We start from the raw sequence: 19,087 nt of genomic DNA on the forward strand, positions 1-19,087 counted from the left end.
CTCATGAGTCAGCGTGTGCGCCATGTTTTAAGTGGCGGAGTTTTAAGTGGCGGAGCGCCTCGATAAAGCTGGCTTCTTTAATCGGTTTGACGATGATGTAATCCGCGCCTGCTTGGTAAAAAGCGTCATGCACGCTGCCATACGCATCGGCCGTGCAAGCGTAGATGGGGACACTTAACCCGAGCGTTTGCCGTATGGCCTGCGTTGCTTCCACACCACCAAGATTGGGCATATGGTTATCCATCAACACCAAGTCATACTGCACTTGCTGAAGGCGCGCTAATGCTTGTTCTCCATCTTTCACCCACTCCACCTCAATATGATATTTATGGCAAAATGCTTGGGCGACCATAGCATTAATCTTATTATCCTCAACTAATAAGACGCGCTTGATGCCGAGCGACACAGGATCGAAAGGCACGTTTTCTGGCGCCTTGGCCGGTTTATTGTCCACCAAGGTGAGCGGCACCTCGACCACAAAGCGGCTGCCTTTATCTGGCTCACTGGTCACATCAATGTCACCTTCCAGTAAGTCTAATAGACTTTTAACAATCGACAGGCCCAGGCCGCTACCACCATAAGTCCGCGTCACACTGGAATCCGCTTGTACAAAGGGATCGAACAAAGACTCAAGCGCCTGCTGGTTCATTCCTATCCCGGTATCACTCACTACGAGACGCAATGTAGATTGACGCAATGTATATTGACGCAATGTAGATTGATCTGACGAATTTTCATTCTCGTCTGTTTTTTCTACTTCACGTCGCGCTAGCGTGACCGTCAGCCCAACCTGCCCTGCATGAGTAAATTTTATCGCATTACTCATTAGGTTGAATAAGATTTGTGTGAGGCGGGACTGATCCGAGCGCACCATGGTATCAGCCGCAATCGGTGCATCGATATTCAATAAGATAGACTTGCTTTCACAAAGCGGTGTGTAAATGTTCTCCACCGTGCGAATGATATCTTGGAGATAAAACTCCCCATACTCGATGGTCATTTTACCTTGTTCGATCTTAGACAAATCGAGGATATTATTGAGCACTGTGAGTAAGTGCTCACCACTTTGGTATAAACTACCAAGTAGGTCTTTTTGTGCCTTATCCTCGGCTCTATCATTTAATATTTGCGTGATCCCCAAAATGCCGTTAAGCGGCGTGCGTATTTCATGGCTCATCTTGGCTAAGAACTCTGATTTAGCGCGCGCGGAGGCTTCCGCTGCTTCTTTGGCTCGCTGGCTTTGTTGCTCGGCTTCGATAAGAGATGTAATTTCTTGACCTTGGCCGATCACCGCTTTGACTTGGTTATCAACCATTAAAGGTGCAAGATTCCATCGGTAAACGCGACGGTCAATCTCAATATTGACCCCTTTGAGGATGGTCCCATTAACCGCGCGCTTTAGATGAGGAGAGATGGCATACATAAACTGATCATACAACCAGCTTGAGGCATGGATTTGTTCGTCATAGTTCAGCTTTAACTTGGCTGCTGGATTGATACGGGTGATAGCAAAGTCCGTGTCCCAAACAATAATCGGTGATAGCGCGTAATCAAATAAATCTTGTAGGGAGCGCTCTTTCTCGTGCAGCGCATGAAAAGTCGACTCTAGAGTTTTGCCGATGTGATTAAACTCTTCAATATCGGATCCGGCAAACGGCAAGGTACGTTGACGTGATCGCGCCCCTTGGCTATATCGCATTAGCCTATCGAGCGAATCCGCAACCCGGGTTTTCACAAAACGATTGACCCAAAAAGCAGCGATAATAATAATTAGGGTAGTGAGTAATAAGTTGATGCCCATTTGCCGCTGTAATGTGACAACATTGTCATTACGTTGCGCCGATAACAATGAAATTTTGGTCGACTCACCGCCGATGCGAAGCTTGGATTGGCTCACTAAATAGTGCCGAAACGCTTGACTGCTCTCCTCGCTCGGCAACGTTAACGCCTTGCCTATGTTATCGTTACCACTAAGAGTAGATGCTAAGGTTGCATTGTCTGCCGATAGCCATACCGCCTGAGTGTCACTGGCACGCTGCAAACTTTTCACAAACGAAAAGTTGCCATTCAGCATCACGACCACATACAAATATCCGCCGAGTTTACCGTTTGATTGAAAAACGATCGGCGTTTTCCGCATCAGTAAATAACCTTGCTCTGTATCCGTGGTGACAGTGGTTAAGGTCCAACGATTAATACTTCGTAATTGCAAACGCAGCTGATCCAACCCCTCATTATCAATACCGTGAAACAAGCTACTGCCATCATGCCATAACACACGGTCGTCTTTAGCGATAAAACGAAAGTCAGGGGTATTTGCAACATCTTGTTGCTCTTGTTCGATAAAATAGTCATCAAGTGCGTCACTGTCTTCACTGGCGACCAGTGACTGAAGTGTCATACTTGCAGCATTGGTATTTTGGTGAATTTGCAGTGCCGTTAAGCGACTATCAAAGACGTTTTGCAATAGACGAGAAGTTTGTGCCAAAGTACGGCTAATCTCTTGATTAATCCCCGCTAAGGTCAACTGGTAACTTTGTATGTAAACGCCCGCGGTCACACATAAGAAGAAGACCACAATCAAGCGAGTCAGTAATTGCGAGAGTGATAATTTAGGTGAACCAAAGGTGGGCATGATCTAATCCGAGTATCTAAATGCATGTTGCTTAAGTTTTTCTATTCGATCCGGATCATCATATTGAGTGACGACGTTAAACCGACCTGAGTACACAACAGGCACAGCTTTTTGTTGTAGATCGCGTTTGATGGCTTCAGCCATCGCCACCCCGGTATCATCGTTCATACGCATCACGGTTGCGTCTAGTTGTCCTGACATAACAGCATCCAATTCAGCGGACCCGCCTCCCCAGCCGTTAACACCAACTTCCTCTCTTCCCAACTCTTCAAGCGCTTTGATTGCCCCAAACGCCACATCCGTCGCGCAAGCATAAATAAAGTCGAGTTGCGGATTATTGTTTAACATGGCTTTGGCTGCCTGATAACCAGAATGTTGGTCACCTTTGGTGTAATAAGCCGAGACCAATTGACTATCACCATGGCGACTCATGGTTTCAATAAAAGTGTCCCCACGTGCATCACTCACATAACCTTGAGAAAAAAACAACACCGAGTAACTCGCCCCTTTCGGATAACGCGTTTGATAATAATCAGCCAGTAGCTGACTGCCGCGCTGATGGTCAAACCCCACGTAGAGAAAAGGCTGATTACCTTGCCACGCTTTTACCGGTGTGGTGATATTTTGCAATATGAGCTTGGTTTTTTTCTGTGATAGCACATGATTAATAAACTTACGGTGACGAACACTGTTTAAGGTAAACACAAGATAGTCGGCACCGTCACGCAGTGCCGCATACAAAGACGCACTTTGTTCTCGTATGTCGTTGTTCGGTCGTGTTGTGACTTCTTTTAACTGATAAGGAATATTAAGCGCTTGTAAGCGACGTTCGAACGCTCGCACATTACGCTGCCAATAATCAGAGATTTGTTGACCCGGCACGACCACTGAAATTTTTATCGGTGCCAGCGCACGTTGCATTGGCGCAGGATCGGCTTGCACTTGTTTATCGAGTGTTGCCGTCAGCGCTTTTTGCTCAGGATACCGTGCAAGAAACTCGTCATATGACCAATAGCCATTTAACGACGCTTGCGCACTCGGCACCGTCACCAACAACATGATACCTAGCAGGTAATGATACATACTGATGGGCCGAATATGATGTCTTGTGCGTAAACTCACTTTGGGTTTCACAGCCTTTTTTGATGGTCGATTTCAGTTGTCAGCTTAGCGAAACCCAGGCGAATACGCAGCGACAAAATGCAGAAGCGTGCTTGAACAGGCAAAAAAGCTGCAACGACGCCTACACTTCTCTTGGGTTTATCTAGCTATTGAGACAAAAATAATGAAAAGAACACTCAAATCGGGAGGGGGGGCGGTAACACAGAAGGCAGTGTTACCGCAGAGGGATGACTGGTCGCGTTTTAATCGACGCGCAACGTTTGCAACATCGATTCGGGCAGCGATAGATCATCATTTTTGTTGACGGTCACACCTGCATCTATGATTGCACGAGCAATATCTTTGGCTTCATTCAACGAATGCATCTCATAAGTACCACATTGATATTCGTTAAGCTCCGGAATTTTATCTTGCGAAGGAACAATAAGGACATCTTCCATCGCAAGCTCCCATGCTTTAGCAACCTCCGACTCTTGGGGCTCGCCAATCAAGCTCATATAAAAACCGGTGCGGCAGCCCATCGGTGAGATATCGATGATCTCCACCTTGTCACTATTCAGATGATTACGCATAAAGCCAGCGAAAAGGTGCTCCAAGGTATGGATCCCTTTTTCGGTTAAGTGCTGTTCATTGGGACGACAAAAACGCAAATCAAACACAGTGATGGTGTCACCGCTGGGCGTTTGCATGGTTTTTGCGACCCTTACCGCCGGTGCATTCATGCGGGTATGGTCAACCGTGAAGCTATCTAGTAGTGGCATCTTTCCTCCTTCATTCATCACTGCGGCCTTAAAATGGCCACCAGCTCAGATTGTCTTCTAGTCGTTGCCGGCACCCTTTTAGCTGCCAACCGTAGTCCTTTGCTTGTTGTTCGACTTTACGCGCCACCCGTTTGAGCCCAGGTTTTCGCTCAAATGAGCCACGTTGAAATCCGCCTCTTCCTTCATGGTAAGCTAAATATTGCCGGTAAACATCCCATTGCGACACCCCAAGCTGACGATGCGTTTCTGATGTGTACCAGCCTATAAACTGTAACGCATCGGCAAAGTCGGTGCGAGAGCCGCCATTTTCTGTGGCTTTTTGATAGTCTGACCACGCGGGGTCTTGTGCTTGCGCATAACCATATGCGCTGCTCACTCGCCCCCAGGGTAAAATGCCTAATACATAGTCACGTGGAGGCAAAGCATCGTGAACGAACGCGCTTTCTTGCTTCACAAATGCCATCGCGACCTGAATAGGCGTCCCCCAGCTGTCTTCCATCTCGACGGCCGCCTCAAACCAGTCAGGATTTTGCTCGAAAATCGCACAGACATTGCTGGGGTTATCCGGTGGCGGCGTCGCGCACCCGGGTAACAATATCATGGCGGTGATTATCCCTAATCGGTTGAGAATACGCGTCCTGCTCATCGCCATTATTCCAGTTACCAGCTTTCTGCCATCGGCACATCTTTGAAATAAGCGTTTAGAAACTGCTCAAAGCTTTGTGTGTCACTGGCTTCTACCGCTTTTTGACGTGCCATACTGTCTTCGGCTTCTCGGAGAAAGTCGACATCACTGTGAACCTGATACGGCACATCAGCCAATGCCTTCTTGTGCTCACTCGCCAAGCTTAGGCCAACACCACCAATTCCGCCTTGTGCAATCACGTCTGCCAGCACACGCCCTGATAAGGTTAGTTCGGGGTTATCAAAACACGCAATCATTTTGTCGCATACGCGCTCATAGCGGCTATCACCAACGGTCTGGTCCATCACTTTGGCTAATTGTTTCAGCTCTGCCATCACCTGACGTCCCCACTCGGCCTGAGTTAAGGTACCGCCATTGCATCCTGTGGTTAAGGTTAAGCCGGGTTTTCGCCCTTCAAGTACAATTTTATTCCAGTTATCCCGCCAGCAATTCAGTTCCGGATCGGACATGGGGTCGGAGGGCGATAACGCACACCAAGACACAAATAAATCGAGAAAATGCACTTGATCTTCTTCAATGCCAATAGGGCTGTAAGGATTCACATCTAGTGAGCGGACTTCTATGTACTCTACTCCGCCGCGGCTTAGTGCTTCGGTCGGCTTTTCGCCGCTTTCCGCATTACGCTTTGGTCGAATCGGAGCATAAAGCTCATTCTCAATTTGCAGCATATTGGTATTGAGTTGTCGATAGGTTTCACCGTCACGAATCCCCAACTGTGCAAATTGCTGCGAAGGGGTACGAATAGCGCGACGTAATCCTTCTAAATATTGCTCTAATGTATTAAAGCCTATTTTCAAGTCGGCTTGGGCGTTGTTGGTATAGCCTAAATCACTCAAACGCAGGGACGTTGCATACGGCAAGTAACAGGTTCCCGATGGCATGTGCTCAAACGCCAGCGGACTGTCAGTATGTTTGATAAAGGATCCACACAAAGCCGGTGATGCACCAAACAGGTAAGGGATCATCCAACCATGGCGGTAGTAATTACGGATCAAATCAAAATAGCCTTGTGTCACCGCAGCTTGGCTAACAGTCTCTGAGTGATACAGGTGCTGCCAAAACGCCTCAGGGAGTGAGATATTAAAATGCACGCCCGAGATCACTTGCATCACACTGCCATAGCGGTGTTTGAGTCCCTGCCGATAAAGCGTTTTCATCCGACCAATATTCGAGCTGCCATATTGCGCCAAAGTAATATCGTCTTCCGATGCGACCACACAAGGCATTGACATCGGCCAGAGCTGTTCATCATCCATCTGTTGATAGGTAAAACGATGAATATCCTGCAACTCGTCTAACATCCCTTTCACCGAGGTGTTGACTGGAGTAATAAATTCCAATAACGACTCGGCGAAATCGGTGGTAATCCAACGATGCGTCAATGCGGCGCCAAGTGCGTCTGGGTGCGCAGTTTGCGCTAAGTGACCATTCGGTGTAATACGAAGTGCTTCACGCTCGAGCCCTCGGGCTATCCCCTTTAATGCGTCTGGGTTTTGCGCTAACCGCGCTAACCGTTGGGTGAAATCAGTCAAAATGTATCTCTTATTTGTATGCTGCGTGGTGGTCAATATAAACAAGCTATTGCTCAAAAGCCATCACGCAGCGGGGTAAGTTTATCCAACCGGTATTAACGGTAATCTAACGCCAGCCTATTGACTGGCAAGCCAAGTTGACGCAGATCCCCTTCCAAACGCTCTGCATCGCCAACCACGATGATTTGGTAGTCGTTAGGATCGAACCAGCGCGATGCTTGGGCATTTAGTTGTTGGCGTGTCAGTGAATACAGCATGGCTTTTTGGGCTTCACGATAGTCATCATCCAAATTAAACGCCTCAATGTGCGCAATCAAGCCCGCTTTTTCCCACGGTGTTTCATAATTGAGTGCATCCTGCTGGCCGCTCGATTGACGTAAATAGGCAAGCTCTTGCTCAGTAAATCCATTTTCGTGCGCGTGGGCCATTTCTTTCCAAAGCTCTTTAATGGCCTCGGCACTGGCATCCGCACGCACATCGGCACCGACTTCAATGGTCCCAGTTTGACGACCACCATACACAGCACTGTGGGCGCCGTAGGTGTAACCTTTATCTTGGCGTAAGTTTTGGTTGATGCGGGCATTAAAGTTTCCGCCGAGATTAAAGTTAGCTAAGCGGGTTTTAAACATGGGGCCGGTTGCGTCGTAAGGCATGCCATGACGTATCATACGAATACTGGTTTGTGGCGCTTGTGGTTTATCCACTAACCAAATTTGTGGACTTTTTTCGTCTCGAGGCACGGGCCTTGCAACTTGAGCATGCCCCTCAGGAGTCGGTTGCCAAGGTTGAATCCGGTTAGCGAGATTGATCGCATGCTCACGGGACAAATCACCCACCACGACAAGCTGACTTTCTTTCAACACATAATGCTGTTGATAAAAGCGTTTAACGTCGGCAAGGGTGAGTGCGGCAACGTCTTCTGCCACACCACCTTGCGGGGCACGGAAGGTTGCATCTTGATAAAGCAATTGGCTAATAGCCTGATCTGCCAACCAGCCCGCATCGTCGGCGCGTGACGCCATTCCCTCTAATGCTTGTTTTTTGAGCCGCTCAAAATCTTGCTCCGCAAACGTCGGTGCACTGATCACCTTATTCACTAATTGAAGCGTCTCTCCCAGATGCTTTTTCAAGGATGTCACGGTCAATGTCGTATGATAAGCCTCTGGATTAACACTCATCTGACTGCCAAGCTTATCTAGCGCTTGGGTTAATTCCGCGGCCGACATTCCCGCGCCGCCTTCTGTGATCATACTAGCCGTGAGCTCGGCGATACCACGCTTATCATTCGGCGCCATCAACACACCTGCCGGCAAGCGAAGTTGCAAGGTCACCGTGGGGGTCTCGCGACTGACGGTGCCTGCCAGGTGAATACCATTGTCGAGCTCCGCGCGATAAATAGTAGGAACATGGACAGTCACGCTTCCATTCGGGGGCGGGATCAGGCTGCGGTCAAAGCGTTCAGGCGTGTTGCGTAACGCCAGTGTATCCGCATTATTTTGGCTAGCGACGTGGCGATAATCAGGGCGCTGATAGACAAAGTTTGCCGGATGAGCGACCAAATCTTGACGCCCTTCAGGCACCACACTGAGGTTAACCGCAGGTTGATTGCTTACCCACTGTTGATAACTGTCCATCACCTTTTGAGGCGTTACAGCATCCAAACGGGCTAGGCGTTGTGTCAGTATGCTTGCGTCGCCATGCAACGTATAGTCACTGGCTAGTTGTTCTACTTTGCCATCGACGCTTTGTAGGGCAAAAATGTTATCCGCTTCTACCATGGCTTTGATTTGGCTGATATCGTCTTGGTCAACGCCTTGCGCCGCAAATGTCGCCATGCTCTGGCGCAGTAGCGTGCGCACCTCAGCTAACGACTGATCTTGACTGCCGACACCATAAATTTCGAAGGTGCATGCAAGCTCACCGCACTGATGCGATGCGCCTGCACTAAGCAGTTTTCCCGTTTGCACCAATGATTGGTAAAGGACACTATCTCGCCCTTGTCCCAACACATTGGCCAGGACACTCAGACGCGTACTGGTGTCTGTCTCAGGCGTACTGGTGGGGAAGCTCATGATCAAAACAGGCTGCGACACTTTATCTTCTAAAGTGACAAATCGATCGGCTTCCAGAGTGACAGGCTGAGGGTCTGCCGCGGGGATAGTTGGCCCTTGCGGGATGTCACCAAAGTACTTTTTCACCCACGCTAAGGTTTGTTGTACATCAAGATCCCCACCAATGGTCAAGGTGGCATTGTTGGGACCGTACCAACGTAAGAAGAATTGCTTGAGGTCATCGACATCAACGCGGTCTAAATCTTCCACGTAACCAATCACCGGCCATGAATAAGGATGACCTTCGGGGTATAGCGCTTGATTAATGGTTTCGTTAACGCGGCCATAGGGAACATTGTCTATCCGAAAGGCTCGCTCGTTTTTCACCGTATCACGCTGCACTTCAAACTTACGCTGCGACACGGCATCCAACAGAAAACCCATGCGATCGGATTCTAACCAAAGTACACGTTCTAATTCATTAGCCGGCACCGTTTGATAATACTGGGTAGTATCGCGATTCGTCGAGCCATTGTTATAGCCACCGACTTCTTTGATACGCTTACCATGATCGTCAACGTGCTCTGAGCCTTCAAACATCATATGTTCGAAAAAGTGCGCAAAGCCGGATTTGCCAGGCTCCTCACGCGCAGAGCCAACATGATAGCGCATGTCGACACTGACTAAGGGATCGGAGTGGTCTTGGTGCAGCAAAACAGTCAGCCCGTTATCGAGCGTAAACTGTTGATAAGGCACTTGGGCACTGCCCGGTGGTGGCGAGACTGTTTTTATCCAGGTCACCCCCTTTGGCGTTGCAGGAGGCGATGTTTCCAGTCGCTGACACCCTGTCAGAACGGATAAAACGAGAACAGCGACGAACAATAAGCGTTGCATATGATGATTCCTACCCAGTGACCCAATTAAATGACCAAACAATAACCATGTAACGCGATGCTTTGGCGATAAAGATAACCGCCCAACACCATGATTGACGCAAACGTAGCCAACCGGCGACCACACACAAGGGGTCGCCAATGATGGGGACCCAACTCAATAATAAAGCCGCATAACCATAACGTTGTAGTCCCAAGTGCGCACGACGATGCCAGCGTTGGTGCGGCTGATAATCCGGAATCCAACGGCCGATAGCATAGTTGGTCATGCCTCCAAGGGTGTTTCCGACGGTCGCAATAGCTACAATTACGCCATCAGCAAACTGTTGCTGAGTTAATAAGTAAACCAAATTCGCTTCTGAACCACCTGGCAACAAAGTGGCACTCAAAAAGCTGGTGACAAACAGTGTCGCCAACGCCGACCAGTCGTCCATGGTTGTTACGACGACGGCATTTCTAATACTCGCTTACCGCGTGTATGACCAGACTCGAGCGCTTTATGGGCTTGCGCCCCTTGTTCTAGAGGGTAGACAGCGGCAATATCAATATGAAGCTCGCCTTGATCAAGCATGTCAAGCAAGCGCTGAGTTTGCCAGGTGTTGGGCTCAACCAGCATCCCCGTGGCTTTTAATCCTCGCTCGGCCGCAGCAGCGGTGATCATATCACGTGTATTGGTCGGCACCGTGACCACACGTCCACCGGTTTTTAGGCTCGCAAGTGCTTCAATGCCCGTATCGCCACCGACCAAATCAATCAGTACATCAAACTCGCCCTGCGCTGTCGCCCAATGTGCCTGGTGATAGTCTATCGGTTTCGCATCCAGCTGGCGCAAAAATTCATGGTTGCCCGGCGATGCTGTCGCATACACCTCAGCCCCCGTTCTTACTGCTAATTGTACCGCAAGGTGGCCCACTCCCCCGGCCCCCGCCAAAATCAGTATTTTTTCGTCACGGGCGAGCTTGACATGCTCGAGCGCTTGCCACGCTGTGAGCCCGGCAAGTGGTACCGCGGCAGCATCCACCATTGGGACACTGGGTGGTACCGTGGAAAGCAGTCCGGCGTCGGCAGCCACATACTGGCTATATCCCCCTCCCTCGGTCGGGAAACCAATCATTCCTGCCACGCGATCCCCCACATCAAACTTACTTTCGTTGGTGCCGTTTGCCACCACCACACCGGCCACATCGTAACCGGGTACCCAAGGCAGCTTATCTTGGTTATGTTCCGCCGCCCAACCCAGTCCGGCACGGGTTTTAGCATCGATCGGGTTCACGCCCGCGGCTTTTACCTGAATTAACACCTGCTCTTCCGACGGTGAGGGGATAGCACGGTTTACTGGGGAGAGAACCTCTGGCGCACCGAATTCGGTAATCGCAAGAGACAAGTTATTCGACATATTGACTCCTTTCGCATGCCATTATGCTTTCATGGCGCAGGTAATAAATTTGATAGCGCAGATAATAAAAAAGCACAGGGTCATCGCAACGCGTAAACCCCTAGTCTTAACAAAAACAGCGACAGACTCAATGCCTGCCGCTGTTTTCTTTTCACTGTTCACGTGTTTTGTTTTTGCTACGGTTTGTCTCTACATTCACATCGCACGGCTATCCGACTAACGCCAACAATATCCCCGCTGCGACAGCAGAGCCAAGCACGCCAGCCACATTCGGCCCCATCGCATGCATCAGCAGGAAGTTATGTGGATTGGCATCCAGTCCAACCTTATTCACCACGCGCGCAGCCATTGGCACGGCAGAGACGCCGGCCGCACCAATCAGTGGGTTGATAGGATCGCGGCTAAACCGGTTAAGCAGCTTCGCCATTAAGACGCCCGTTCCGGTGCCGATGCTGAACGCGACCGCTCCGAGCACCAAGATCCCCAAGGTTTCAAACTGAAGAAACTTATCCGCTTCTAGCTTGGAACCAACGGCAAGCCCCAAGAAAATGGTCACAATGTTGATCAACTCATTCTGCGCAGTACTCGATAACCGATCGACGACGCCACACTCACGCATCAGATTGCCCAGACAAAACATACCAACCAAGGGCGTTGCGGAGGGTAAGAATAAGATCGTCATCATCAAGACCGCTAAAGGAAACAGCACTTTCTCCGTTTTCGAGACATGACGCAGCTGTTTCATTTCAATTTGGCGCTCTTGTGGCGAGGTGAACAACTTCATGATCGGCGGTTGAATAATTGGCACCAACGCCATGTAACTATAGGCCGCGACTGCAATCGCGCCAAGAAGATCCGGCGATAGTCGGCTAGCCAAGAAGATGGCCGTCGGCCCATCCGCACCACCAATAATCGCAATTGATGCTGCATCTTGAAGGCTAAATTCCATGCCTGGGACCAAGTTGAGCAAGATAGCACCGAACAAGGTAGCAAAAATGCCAAATTGCGCCGCCGCCCCTAAAAGCAAGGTACGCGGGTTAGCAATCAAGGCACCAAAGTCGGTCATCGCCCCCACTCCCATAAAGATCAATAACGGGAAAACCCCCGTATCAATCCCGACATGGTAGACGTAATACAACAAACCGCCCGGCTCGTTAAAACCCGCGTTGGGAATATTCGCCAAGATTGCCCCAAACCCGATGGGCAACAGAAGCAAAGGCTCAAACCCACGTCGGATCGCAAGAAAGAGCAGCAGACAACCGACGGCCATCATCACCAGCTGTGGCCACTGGAAATTCGCCAGTCCAGTTTCCGACCACAGGATCATTAATCCTTCCATGCTGCCCTCTTATCCTAAATGTAAAAGCGGCATGCCGACAGTCACGGCGTCGCCTTCTTTTACTTGTACATCTTGGACAGTGCCAGCATGCGCAGCCCTGACTTCGGTTTCCATTTTCATCGCTTCTAGGATGATCAGAACGTCACCTTCTTGTATATGCTCACCGGCGGTCACCATGACTTTAAAGATATTACCCGCTAACGGTGCGGTGACTGGCTCTGCGTGGGTAGATGCCGGCTGTGACACCGGGGCACGCGGTGCTGTAGGCGCATTGTCGACATCGTTAGCAGTTTGGATCGCGCCTAGTGCGCCATCGGGACCGACATCCACTTGATACACCTGGCCATTAACGCGCACGCTGTAAGTTTCAACCTCAACTTGGCTCGCTGGGCTCGCCGCGGGCGTTGCTGGCGGCGTGGAGTCTCCGGTGGGTACCGGTTCAAACGCATCAGGATTGCCACGATTTTGGAGGAATTTCCAACCCACTTGTGGGAACAAGGCGTAAGTGAGGACATCGTCAATCGTCTCTTCCGCCAAACTCACACCTTCTGTCGACGCTTTATCGGTTAATGCCTGCGTCAAGTTTTCCATTTCGGGGGCTAATTTATCCGCCGGACGGCAGGTAATCGCTTGTTCACCGTCAAGCACGCGCGCTTGTAATTTTGCATTGACCGGTGCGGGGGCTTTTCCGTATTCGCCTTTTAACAGCGCAGCAGTCTCTTTAGTAATGCTCTTATAACGCTCGCCGGTCAATACATTAATGACCGATTGCGATCCGACAATTTGTGAGGTCGGCGTAACTAAGGGGATATATCCTAAGTCTTCACGCACCCGCGGGATCTCGTCTAAGACCTCATCCATTTTGTCAGCCGCGCCTTGTTCTTTAAGCTGGCTTTCCATGTTGGTCAACATACCGCCGGGCACTTGCGCGATCAAAATACGTGAGTCGACGCCTTTTAACTGCCCTTCAAATTGGGCGTATTTTTTCCGCACGGTACGGAAGTAAGCCGCAATCGATTCAAGTTTATTCAGGTCAAGATGAGTTTCACGCTCGGTGCCTTCAAGCATCGCAACAACGGTTTCAGTCGGGGTATGCCCATAAGTTTGGCTCATTGAGGAAATGGCCGTATCCAGGACATCTAACCCCGCTTCTACTGCTTTAACCGCCGTTGCTGTTGATAACCCTGTGGTCGCATGACAATGCAGCGACAGGGGAATATCACAGGTCGATTTTATGCGGCTCACGAGCTCATACGCTTCATAAGGTTTAAGCAGGCCGGACATATCTTTGATGCACAGAGAGTGACAGCCAAGATCTTCCAACTGCTTGGCTAAATCGGTCCAGGTATCCATGGTATGCACAGGGCTAGTGGTGTAAGAAATCGTTCCCTGAGCGTGGGCACCTACGTCCACTGCCGCACCCACAGCGGCTTGAAAGTTACGCACATCATTCATGGCATCAAAGATGCGGAATACATCCATACCGTTGGCATGAGCACGTTCAACGAACTTGTATACCACATCATCGGCGTAGTGGCGGTAACCCAAGAGATTCTGCCCACGTAAAAGCATTTGCATCGGGGTATTAGGCATGGCTTTTTTAAGCTCTCGCAACCGTACCCAAGGGTCTTCACCCAAATAGCGAATACAGGCATCAAAGGTCGCGCCACCCCATGTTTCTAATGACCAGAACCCAATCTGATCGAGCTCGGCGGCAATCGGCAACATATCGTCCAAACGCAGACGTGTGGCAAACAACGACTGATGGGCATCACGCAATACCACATCGGTAATAGCTAACGGCGTAGACATAACAAACTCCTTTTTATATGTGCCTTACCACTCAACGATGGCGTTGGCGGTACTGCTGGACAGCGACAGTGATCGCGGCAACGACATCGGGCGATACGTTTTCCGATGCAGGTTGTGCGTTAGGCTTAGCGGGTGCCTTAGCAGCAGCTGGCGGGGTCGGGTCACCAAAACGTTCTAGTTGGTGGACCAAAAAAATCAACGTAGAAAGAAACACAAACACCACAACCATACCGGTCAGCATCAGCGTCAGTGCTTGTTCTAAAAGCGGGCCTAAATCCATGGTTGTCTTCCTTGTTACTCACTCTTACTGGCAATGATGCGCGGATGGCCCGTTATTATTCATTTATCTTGGTGGCCATTTCATCATCGGCGTTCAAAATACTAACAATTCGCATAAATGACAATCTCGTGTTGTGTTTTTGTTACCTGACAACACGGGTCATGATGCACTCATCGCACGCGAACAACCGCCACTCGTAAGGGCGTATTTATCTCGTCCAAGTCCGTTAATCGCGCGATGAAACGTCCTGGTACATAGAGGGTTTTGACGGTTTGGCTATTAATAGAGGCGCACTATGCCATTTTTGGAAAAAGCGTTTTTCCAGTATCACAACACGCTGTCCAATAGCGATAGCGATAGCGATAGCGATAGCGAAAATAATAAACAGAAAAGTCGATTTGGGTGACAATGAAAAGATAGCGAAATGGAAATAAGGAGAAGGAAGAGGTAATGCAAAATGGCGCGTCCGGGAGGATTCGAACCTCCGACCGCCTGGTTCGTAGCCAGGTACTCTATCCAGCTGAGCTACGGACGCGCTGACGGATTTGCATAGATTGAAGATGGCGCGCTCGGGAGGATTCGAACCTCCGACCGCCTGGTTCGTAGCCAGGTACTCTATCCAGCTGAGCTACGAGCGCGTGTCGTCAATCTTGTGTTCATCCTGAACGGTGTTGCGGGTCTTCCATGGAGGTGATGGCGCGTCCGGGAGGATTCGAACCTCCGACCGCCTGGTTCGTAGCCAGGTACTCTATCCAGCTGAGCTACGGACGCACATCTTTTACTGCAATTATCACAAGGCAGGCTTGTCGATAATGGCGGTGAGGGAGGGATTCGAACCCTCGATACGGCTACAAACCGTATACTCCCTTAGCAGGGGAGCGCCTTCAGCCACTCGGCCACCTCACCGCAAGTAGTGGCGCGTCCGGGAGGATTCGAACCTCCGACCGCCTGGTTCGTAGCCAGGTACTCTATCCAGCTGAGCTACGGACGCGCATCTATCTTGCTTGCAACAACATGGCGGTGAGGGAGGGATTCGAACCCTCGATACGGCTACAAACCGTATACTCCCTTAGCAGGGGAGCGCCTTCAGCCACTCGGCCACCTCACCGTCGCTGCGGGTGCACATATTACTTTGAGCCAGATATATGTCAAACACTTTTCGGGGAAAAGTCGCCTTGTTACTAACAAATGGACAATTATCACCCACCAGGTGTTTTTATTGTTGGTTTTATCGCCGTTTCATTTTGATTTTATGGGAAAACCAACCATAAAAAAGGCCGACCCTGGTCGACCTCTTTTGCTTTGTTAGTAGTCGTTTTGACTACCGGCTGGCGCGCCTTTTTCGGCTTGAATACGCATGTAGATCTCTTCGCGGTGTACAGAGACATCTTTCGGTGCATTCACACCAATACGTACTTGGTTACCTTTTACACCCAACACAGTGACGGTGACTTCATCACCAATCATCAAGGTTTCGCCAACACGGCGAGTCAAAATCAGCATGCTTCTACTCCTTGAGTATCAATCTTTTATTTATTCAATTAGTTTCTGAGCCAGATAACCCGCCAGCGTATCGGCTCGCTATCTGCAATCGTTGGATTATTTCCCTGCTCGTGATGCCAATGCGGGAGGTTTTGTTACCCGCACTTCACACTATGGCCGAATTATCACACCATATCCAGAAAAGGGCAGAGAAATTTACTGTTTTATCATCATACCGTTAGCCATAAAGGCGCGTGATCTGAGACAACAGAGTAAGAGAAATCAGTGTTGCACTGGTCAGCAAAGCGATAAAATGTAAGCGATATCACCGCTCAGCACCGACACATCGCCTAAGGCGTGCACTATACAGAATCAAAAAAAAAGTGCAATTATTAATCTAGATCACAAAAAAAGGCCGCGCATGGCGACCTTCTTGACTTTTCTTAAATGCTTTTTAGCGAATTATAACCGTTCGGCAAGCCAAGCATCGACAGCGGCTAACGCGCTGGGTAATGCGCTTACATCGCTACCACCCGCTTGCGCCATATCAGGGCGACCACCGCCTTTACCACCGACTTGTTGCGCGACAACATTGACCAGCTCACCCGCTTTCACTGTACCGGTGAGATCTTTGGTCACACCCGCAATCAAGCCTACTTTATCATTGGCGACATTGCCGAGAAGCACAATCCCGCTCCCCATTTGGTTTTTGAGATCATCAACCATACTACGCAGTGCCTTGTTATCTGCCCCATCGAGTTGGCTGATCAGTACCTTAGTGCCATTGATTTCGCGCACTTGGTTAATCAATCCAGCGCTTTCTTGTGCTGCGAGCTTTTGCTTCAGTTGTTGGATTTGCTTCTCCAACCCTTTAGCTTTGCCATGCACTTCATCCAATTTGGCCTCGTAGTCGGCTTGGGTTTGGTACACATTATCTATCGCCGCTTGACCTGTAATGGCCTCGATACGACGAACTCCAGCTGCAATACCTGCCTCTGAAACGATTTTGAACATACCAATGTCGCCGGTACGATTGGCATGCGTGCCACCGCAAAGCTCGATGGAGAAGTCGCCCATACTCAATACGCGCACTTCGTCGTCGTATTTCTCACCAAACAATGCCATCGCGCCTTTTTGTTTCGCAGCGTCGATATCCATGACTTCCGTTTGTACTGCATTGTTAGCGCGAATTTGCTCATTAACGATACGCTCTACCGCTTTTAGCTCATCGGCAGTCACAGGCTCTAAGTGAGAAAAATCAAAGCGCAAACCATCAGCGCGCACCAAGGACCCTTTTTGCGCAATGTGATCGCCGAGCACCTCACGGAGCGCTGCATGTAACAGGTGCGTGGCTGAGTGGTTCATGGCCACCGCATGACGACGCTTGGCATCGACTTGCGCGGTTGCCTGCGCGCCAACACTTAGCTGTCCTTCGGATAAAGCACCATAATGAGCAATCGCCTGCCCGATCTTCTGGGTATCCGTTACCGTGAAACGCCCTTGGTCGGTATCAATGATGCCTGTATCACCACACTGACCACCGGCTTCGGCATAGAAAGGGGTGTGGTCGAGGATAACCACCGCGTGATCGCCCGATGCCAGATGGTCGACCGATTCACCCTCCACGAAAATCTCAGTGATCTGACCTTTCGCCTCTGTGCCTGTGTAACCGCAGAAATCAGAGCCGTGGTCGACTTTAATCGTTTGGTTATAATCGGTGCCAAATTGACCGGCTTCACGCGCTCGTTGACGCTGAGCGTCCATCGCCGCTTCAAAACCGGCTTCATCAATGCGGTAACCGCGCTCACGCGCGACATCGTTGGTTAAGTCCGCTGGAAAGCCGTAGGTATCGTAAAGCTTGAAGACGGTCTCGCCATCCAACTCATCGCCATCCACTTTATCTAACGCTTCTTCTAGCATTAACATGCCGCGTTCAAGAGTACGACTAAAGTTGTCTTCTTCAATTTTTAGGACTTTTTCAACCATGGTTTGCTGCGCACGCAGATCTTCGCCGGCCGTGCCCATGATGGTGGCCAACGGCCCCACCAACTTGTAGAAGAAGGTGTCTTTGCTGCCTAACTTATTACCATGACGCACCGCACGACGAATAATTCGACGTAACACGTAGCCGCGCCCTTCGTTAGAAGGCATCACACCATCGACAATCAAATACGCACAAGATCGGATATGATCAGCGACCACACGCAAAGACTGATTGGTCAGGTCTTCAACTCCGATGATGTCAGCCACTTGCTTAATTAATTGCTGGAAAACATCAATTTCATAGTTGGAGTGCACGCCTTGCTTAATCGCGGCGATACGCTCAATCCCCATTCCCGTATCAACTGACGGTTTAGGGAGGTTCTCCATGGTGCCATCAGCTTGTCGATTGAACTGCATGAAAACGATGTTCCAGATCTCAATGAAGCGATCACCGTCTTCTTCAGGCGTACCTGGAGGTCCTCCCCAGATATGCTCACCGTGGTCGTAGAAAATTTCACTGCAAGGCCCACAAGGTCCGGTATCCCCCATTTGCCAGAAGTTGTCTGACTCATACGGCTTTCCGCCTTCTTTATCGCCGATACGCACAATGCGATCCGCCGGTACACCGATGGTGTTATGCCAAAGATCAAACGCTTCGTCATCAGTGTGGTAAATGGTCACCAACAGTTTTTCTTTTGGCAAACCGATCGTCTCGGTCAAAAACGCCCACGCATAAGCAATCGCGTCTTTTTTGAAGTAGTCACCAAAACTAAAGTTACCGAGCATTTCAAAAAAGGTGTGATGACGAGCGGTAAAGCCTACATTTTCAAGGTCGTTATGTTTACCGCCGGCGCGCACACAACGTTGTGCTGAGGTCGCACGTGTGTAGTCTCGCTTCTCGGCCCCTAAGAAGGTGTCCTTAAATTGGTTCATGCCTGCATTAGTGAACAACAGTGTTGGGTCGTCGGCAGGGACGAGCGATGAGCTAGGCACAATCTGGTGCCCTTTGCTTTCAAAGAACTTGAGAAACGCTGTACGGATCTCATCAGTGCTCATATACATTGGCTAATCCTGATAATCGAATATTGCGTTAGC

13 protein-coding genes and 6 tRNA genes are annotated in these 19,087 nt (G+C 49.8%); all 19 read right to left on the reverse strand.

Going from position 1 to position 19,087, the window contains the following annotated elements:
- Position 1: 1 nt before the first annotated feature.
- Positions 2 to 2,635: a LuxQ periplasmic sensor domain-containing protein gene (locus BZG80_RS03665; RefSeq protein WP_077678766.1), complete on the reverse strand. Its 2,634-nt coding sequence runs from the start codon at positions 2,633 to 2,635 to the stop codon at positions 2 to 4.
- A gap of 3 nt (positions 2,636 to 2,638) precedes the next feature.
- Complete coding sequence (locus BZG80_RS03670) at positions 2,639 to 3,718, reverse strand: substrate-binding domain-containing protein (protein WP_021022067.1); 1,080 nt, start codon at positions 3,716 to 3,718, stop codon at positions 2,639 to 2,641.
- A gap of 281 nt (positions 3,719 to 3,999) precedes the next feature.
- On the reverse strand, positions 4,000 to 4,518 hold the full coding sequence (gene luxS / locus BZG80_RS03675) for an S-ribosylhomocysteine lyase (RefSeq protein ID WP_021022068.1): 519 nt from the start codon (positions 4,516 to 4,518) through the stop codon (positions 4,000 to 4,002).
- A 28-nt stretch (positions 4,519 to 4,546) separates the two neighbouring features.
- Positions 4,547 to 5,164, reverse strand: a complete 618-nt coding sequence (locus BZG80_RS03680; RefSeq protein ID WP_077678788.1) for a transglycosylase SLT domain-containing protein — start codon at positions 5,162 to 5,164, stop codon at positions 4,547 to 4,549.
- A 14-nt stretch (positions 5,165 to 5,178) separates the two neighbouring features.
- Complete coding sequence (gshA, locus tag BZG80_RS03685; RefSeq protein WP_021022070.1) at positions 5,179 to 6,756, reverse strand: glutamate--cysteine ligase; 1,578 nt, start codon at positions 6,754 to 6,756, stop codon at positions 5,179 to 5,181.
- A gap of 95 nt (positions 6,757 to 6,851) precedes the next feature.
- The gene (locus BZG80_RS03690) at positions 6,852 to 9,701 is read right to left on the reverse strand and encodes a M16 family metallopeptidase (RefSeq protein ID WP_077678767.1); all 2,850 of its coding nucleotides are present in this window, start codon (positions 9,699 to 9,701) and stop codon (positions 6,852 to 6,854) included.
- Positions 9,702 to 9,711: 10 nt separating this feature from the next.
- A complete protein-coding gene (locus BZG80_RS03695; protein ID WP_021022072.1) occupies positions 9,712 to 10,134 on the reverse strand; it encodes a YqaA family protein in 423 nt (140 codons plus the stop codon).
- 5 nt (positions 10,135 to 10,139) lie between these two features.
- Positions 10,140 to 11,096, reverse strand: coding sequence for an NADP-dependent oxidoreductase (locus BZG80_RS03700; protein ID WP_077459773.1), 957 nt, complete (start codon positions 11,094 to 11,096; stop codon positions 10,140 to 10,142).
- 208 nt (positions 11,097 to 11,304) lie between these two features.
- Complete coding sequence (locus tag BZG80_RS03705; RefSeq protein ID WP_021022074.1) at positions 11,305 to 12,435, reverse strand: sodium ion-translocating decarboxylase subunit beta; 1,131 nt, start codon at positions 12,433 to 12,435, stop codon at positions 11,305 to 11,307.
- A 9-nt stretch (positions 12,436 to 12,444) separates the two neighbouring features.
- A complete protein-coding gene (oadA, locus tag BZG80_RS03710; protein ID WP_077678768.1) occupies positions 12,445 to 14,247 on the reverse strand; it encodes a sodium-extruding oxaloacetate decarboxylase subunit alpha in 1,803 nt (600 codons plus the stop codon).
- Positions 14,248 to 14,278: 31 nt separating this feature from the next.
- Positions 14,279 to 14,527: an oxaloacetate decarboxylase subunit gamma gene (locus BZG80_RS03715; RefSeq protein ID WP_021022076.1), complete on the reverse strand. Its 249-nt coding sequence runs from the start codon at positions 14,525 to 14,527 to the stop codon at positions 14,279 to 14,281.
- A 458-nt stretch (positions 14,528 to 14,985) separates the two neighbouring features.
- Positions 14,986 to 15,062 (reverse strand) — tRNA-Arg (locus BZG80_RS03720).
- 26 nt (positions 15,063 to 15,088) lie between these two features.
- Positions 15,089 to 15,165 (reverse strand) — tRNA-Arg (locus tag BZG80_RS03725).
- Positions 15,166 to 15,221: 56 nt separating this feature from the next.
- Positions 15,222 to 15,298: transfer RNA gene (locus BZG80_RS03730), tRNA-Arg, on the reverse strand.
- Between the two features lie 42 nt (positions 15,299 to 15,340).
- A tRNA-Ser gene (locus BZG80_RS03735) sits at positions 15,341 to 15,433 on the reverse strand.
- An 8-nt stretch (positions 15,434 to 15,441) separates the two neighbouring features.
- Positions 15,442 to 15,518 (reverse strand) — tRNA-Arg (locus tag BZG80_RS03740).
- 24 nt (positions 15,519 to 15,542) lie between these two features.
- Positions 15,543 to 15,635 (reverse strand) — tRNA-Ser (locus tag BZG80_RS03745).
- A 197-nt stretch (positions 15,636 to 15,832) separates the two neighbouring features.
- Positions 15,833 to 16,030, reverse strand: coding sequence for a carbon storage regulator CsrA (csrA, locus tag BZG80_RS03750; protein ID WP_021022078.1), 198 nt, complete (start codon positions 16,028 to 16,030; stop codon positions 15,833 to 15,835).
- 441 nt (positions 16,031 to 16,471) lie between these two features.
- Positions 16,472 to 19,054, reverse strand: a complete 2,583-nt coding sequence (gene alaS, locus BZG80_RS03755; RefSeq protein WP_077678769.1) for an alanine--tRNA ligase — start codon at positions 19,052 to 19,054, stop codon at positions 16,472 to 16,474.
- Positions 19,055 to 19,087: the final 33 nt, after the last annotated feature.

This window comes from Salinivibrio sp. MA440 (genome assembly GCF_001996265.1).
Taxonomy (GTDB): Bacteria; Pseudomonadota; Gammaproteobacteria; order Enterobacterales; family Vibrionaceae; genus Salinivibrio; species Salinivibrio costicola.

Bases quoted from the DNA above. Each gene is read 5' to 3' on its own strand.
- alaS (WP_077678769.1), bottom strand. From the start codon at position 19,054: ATGTATATGAGCACTGATGAGATCCGTACAGCGTTTCTCAAGTTCTTT.
- BZG80_RS03680 (WP_077678788.1), bottom strand. From the start codon at position 5,164: ATGAGCAGGACGCGTATTCTCAACCGATTAGGGATAATCACCGCCATG.
- luxS (WP_021022068.1), bottom strand. From the start codon at position 4,518: ATGCCACTACTAGATAGCTTCACGGTTGACCATACCCGCATGAATGCA.
- BZG80_RS03670 (WP_021022067.1), bottom strand. From the start codon at position 3,718: ATGTATCATTACCTGCTAGGTATCATGTTGTTGGTGACGGTGCCGAGT.
- BZG80_RS03690 (WP_077678767.1), bottom strand. From the start codon at position 9,701: ATGCAACGCTTATTGTTCGTCGCTGTTCTCGTTTTATCCGTTCTGACA.
- BZG80_RS03705 (WP_021022074.1), bottom strand. From the start codon at position 12,435: ATGGAAGGATTAATGATCCTGTGGTCGGAAACTGGACTGGCGAATTTC.
- oadA (WP_077678768.1), bottom strand. From the start codon at position 14,247: ATGTCTACGCCGTTAGCTATTACCGATGTGGTATTGCGTGATGCCCAT.
- csrA (WP_021022078.1), bottom strand. From the start codon at position 16,030: ATGCTGATTTTGACTCGCCGTGTTGGCGAAACCTTGATGATTGGTGAT.
- BZG80_RS03665 (WP_077678766.1), bottom strand. From the start codon at position 2,635: ATGCCCACCTTTGGTTCACCTAAATTATCACTCTCGCAATTACTGACT.
- BZG80_RS03695 (WP_021022072.1), bottom strand. From the start codon at position 10,134: ATGGACGACTGGTCGGCGTTGGCGACACTGTTTGTCACCAGCTTTTTG.
- BZG80_RS03700 (WP_077459773.1), bottom strand. From the start codon at position 11,096: ATGTCGAATAACTTGTCTCTTGCGATTACCGAATTCGGTGCGCCAGAG.
- BZG80_RS03715 (WP_021022076.1), bottom strand. From the start codon at position 14,527: ATGGATTTAGGCCCGCTTTTAGAACAAGCACTGACGCTGATGCTGACC.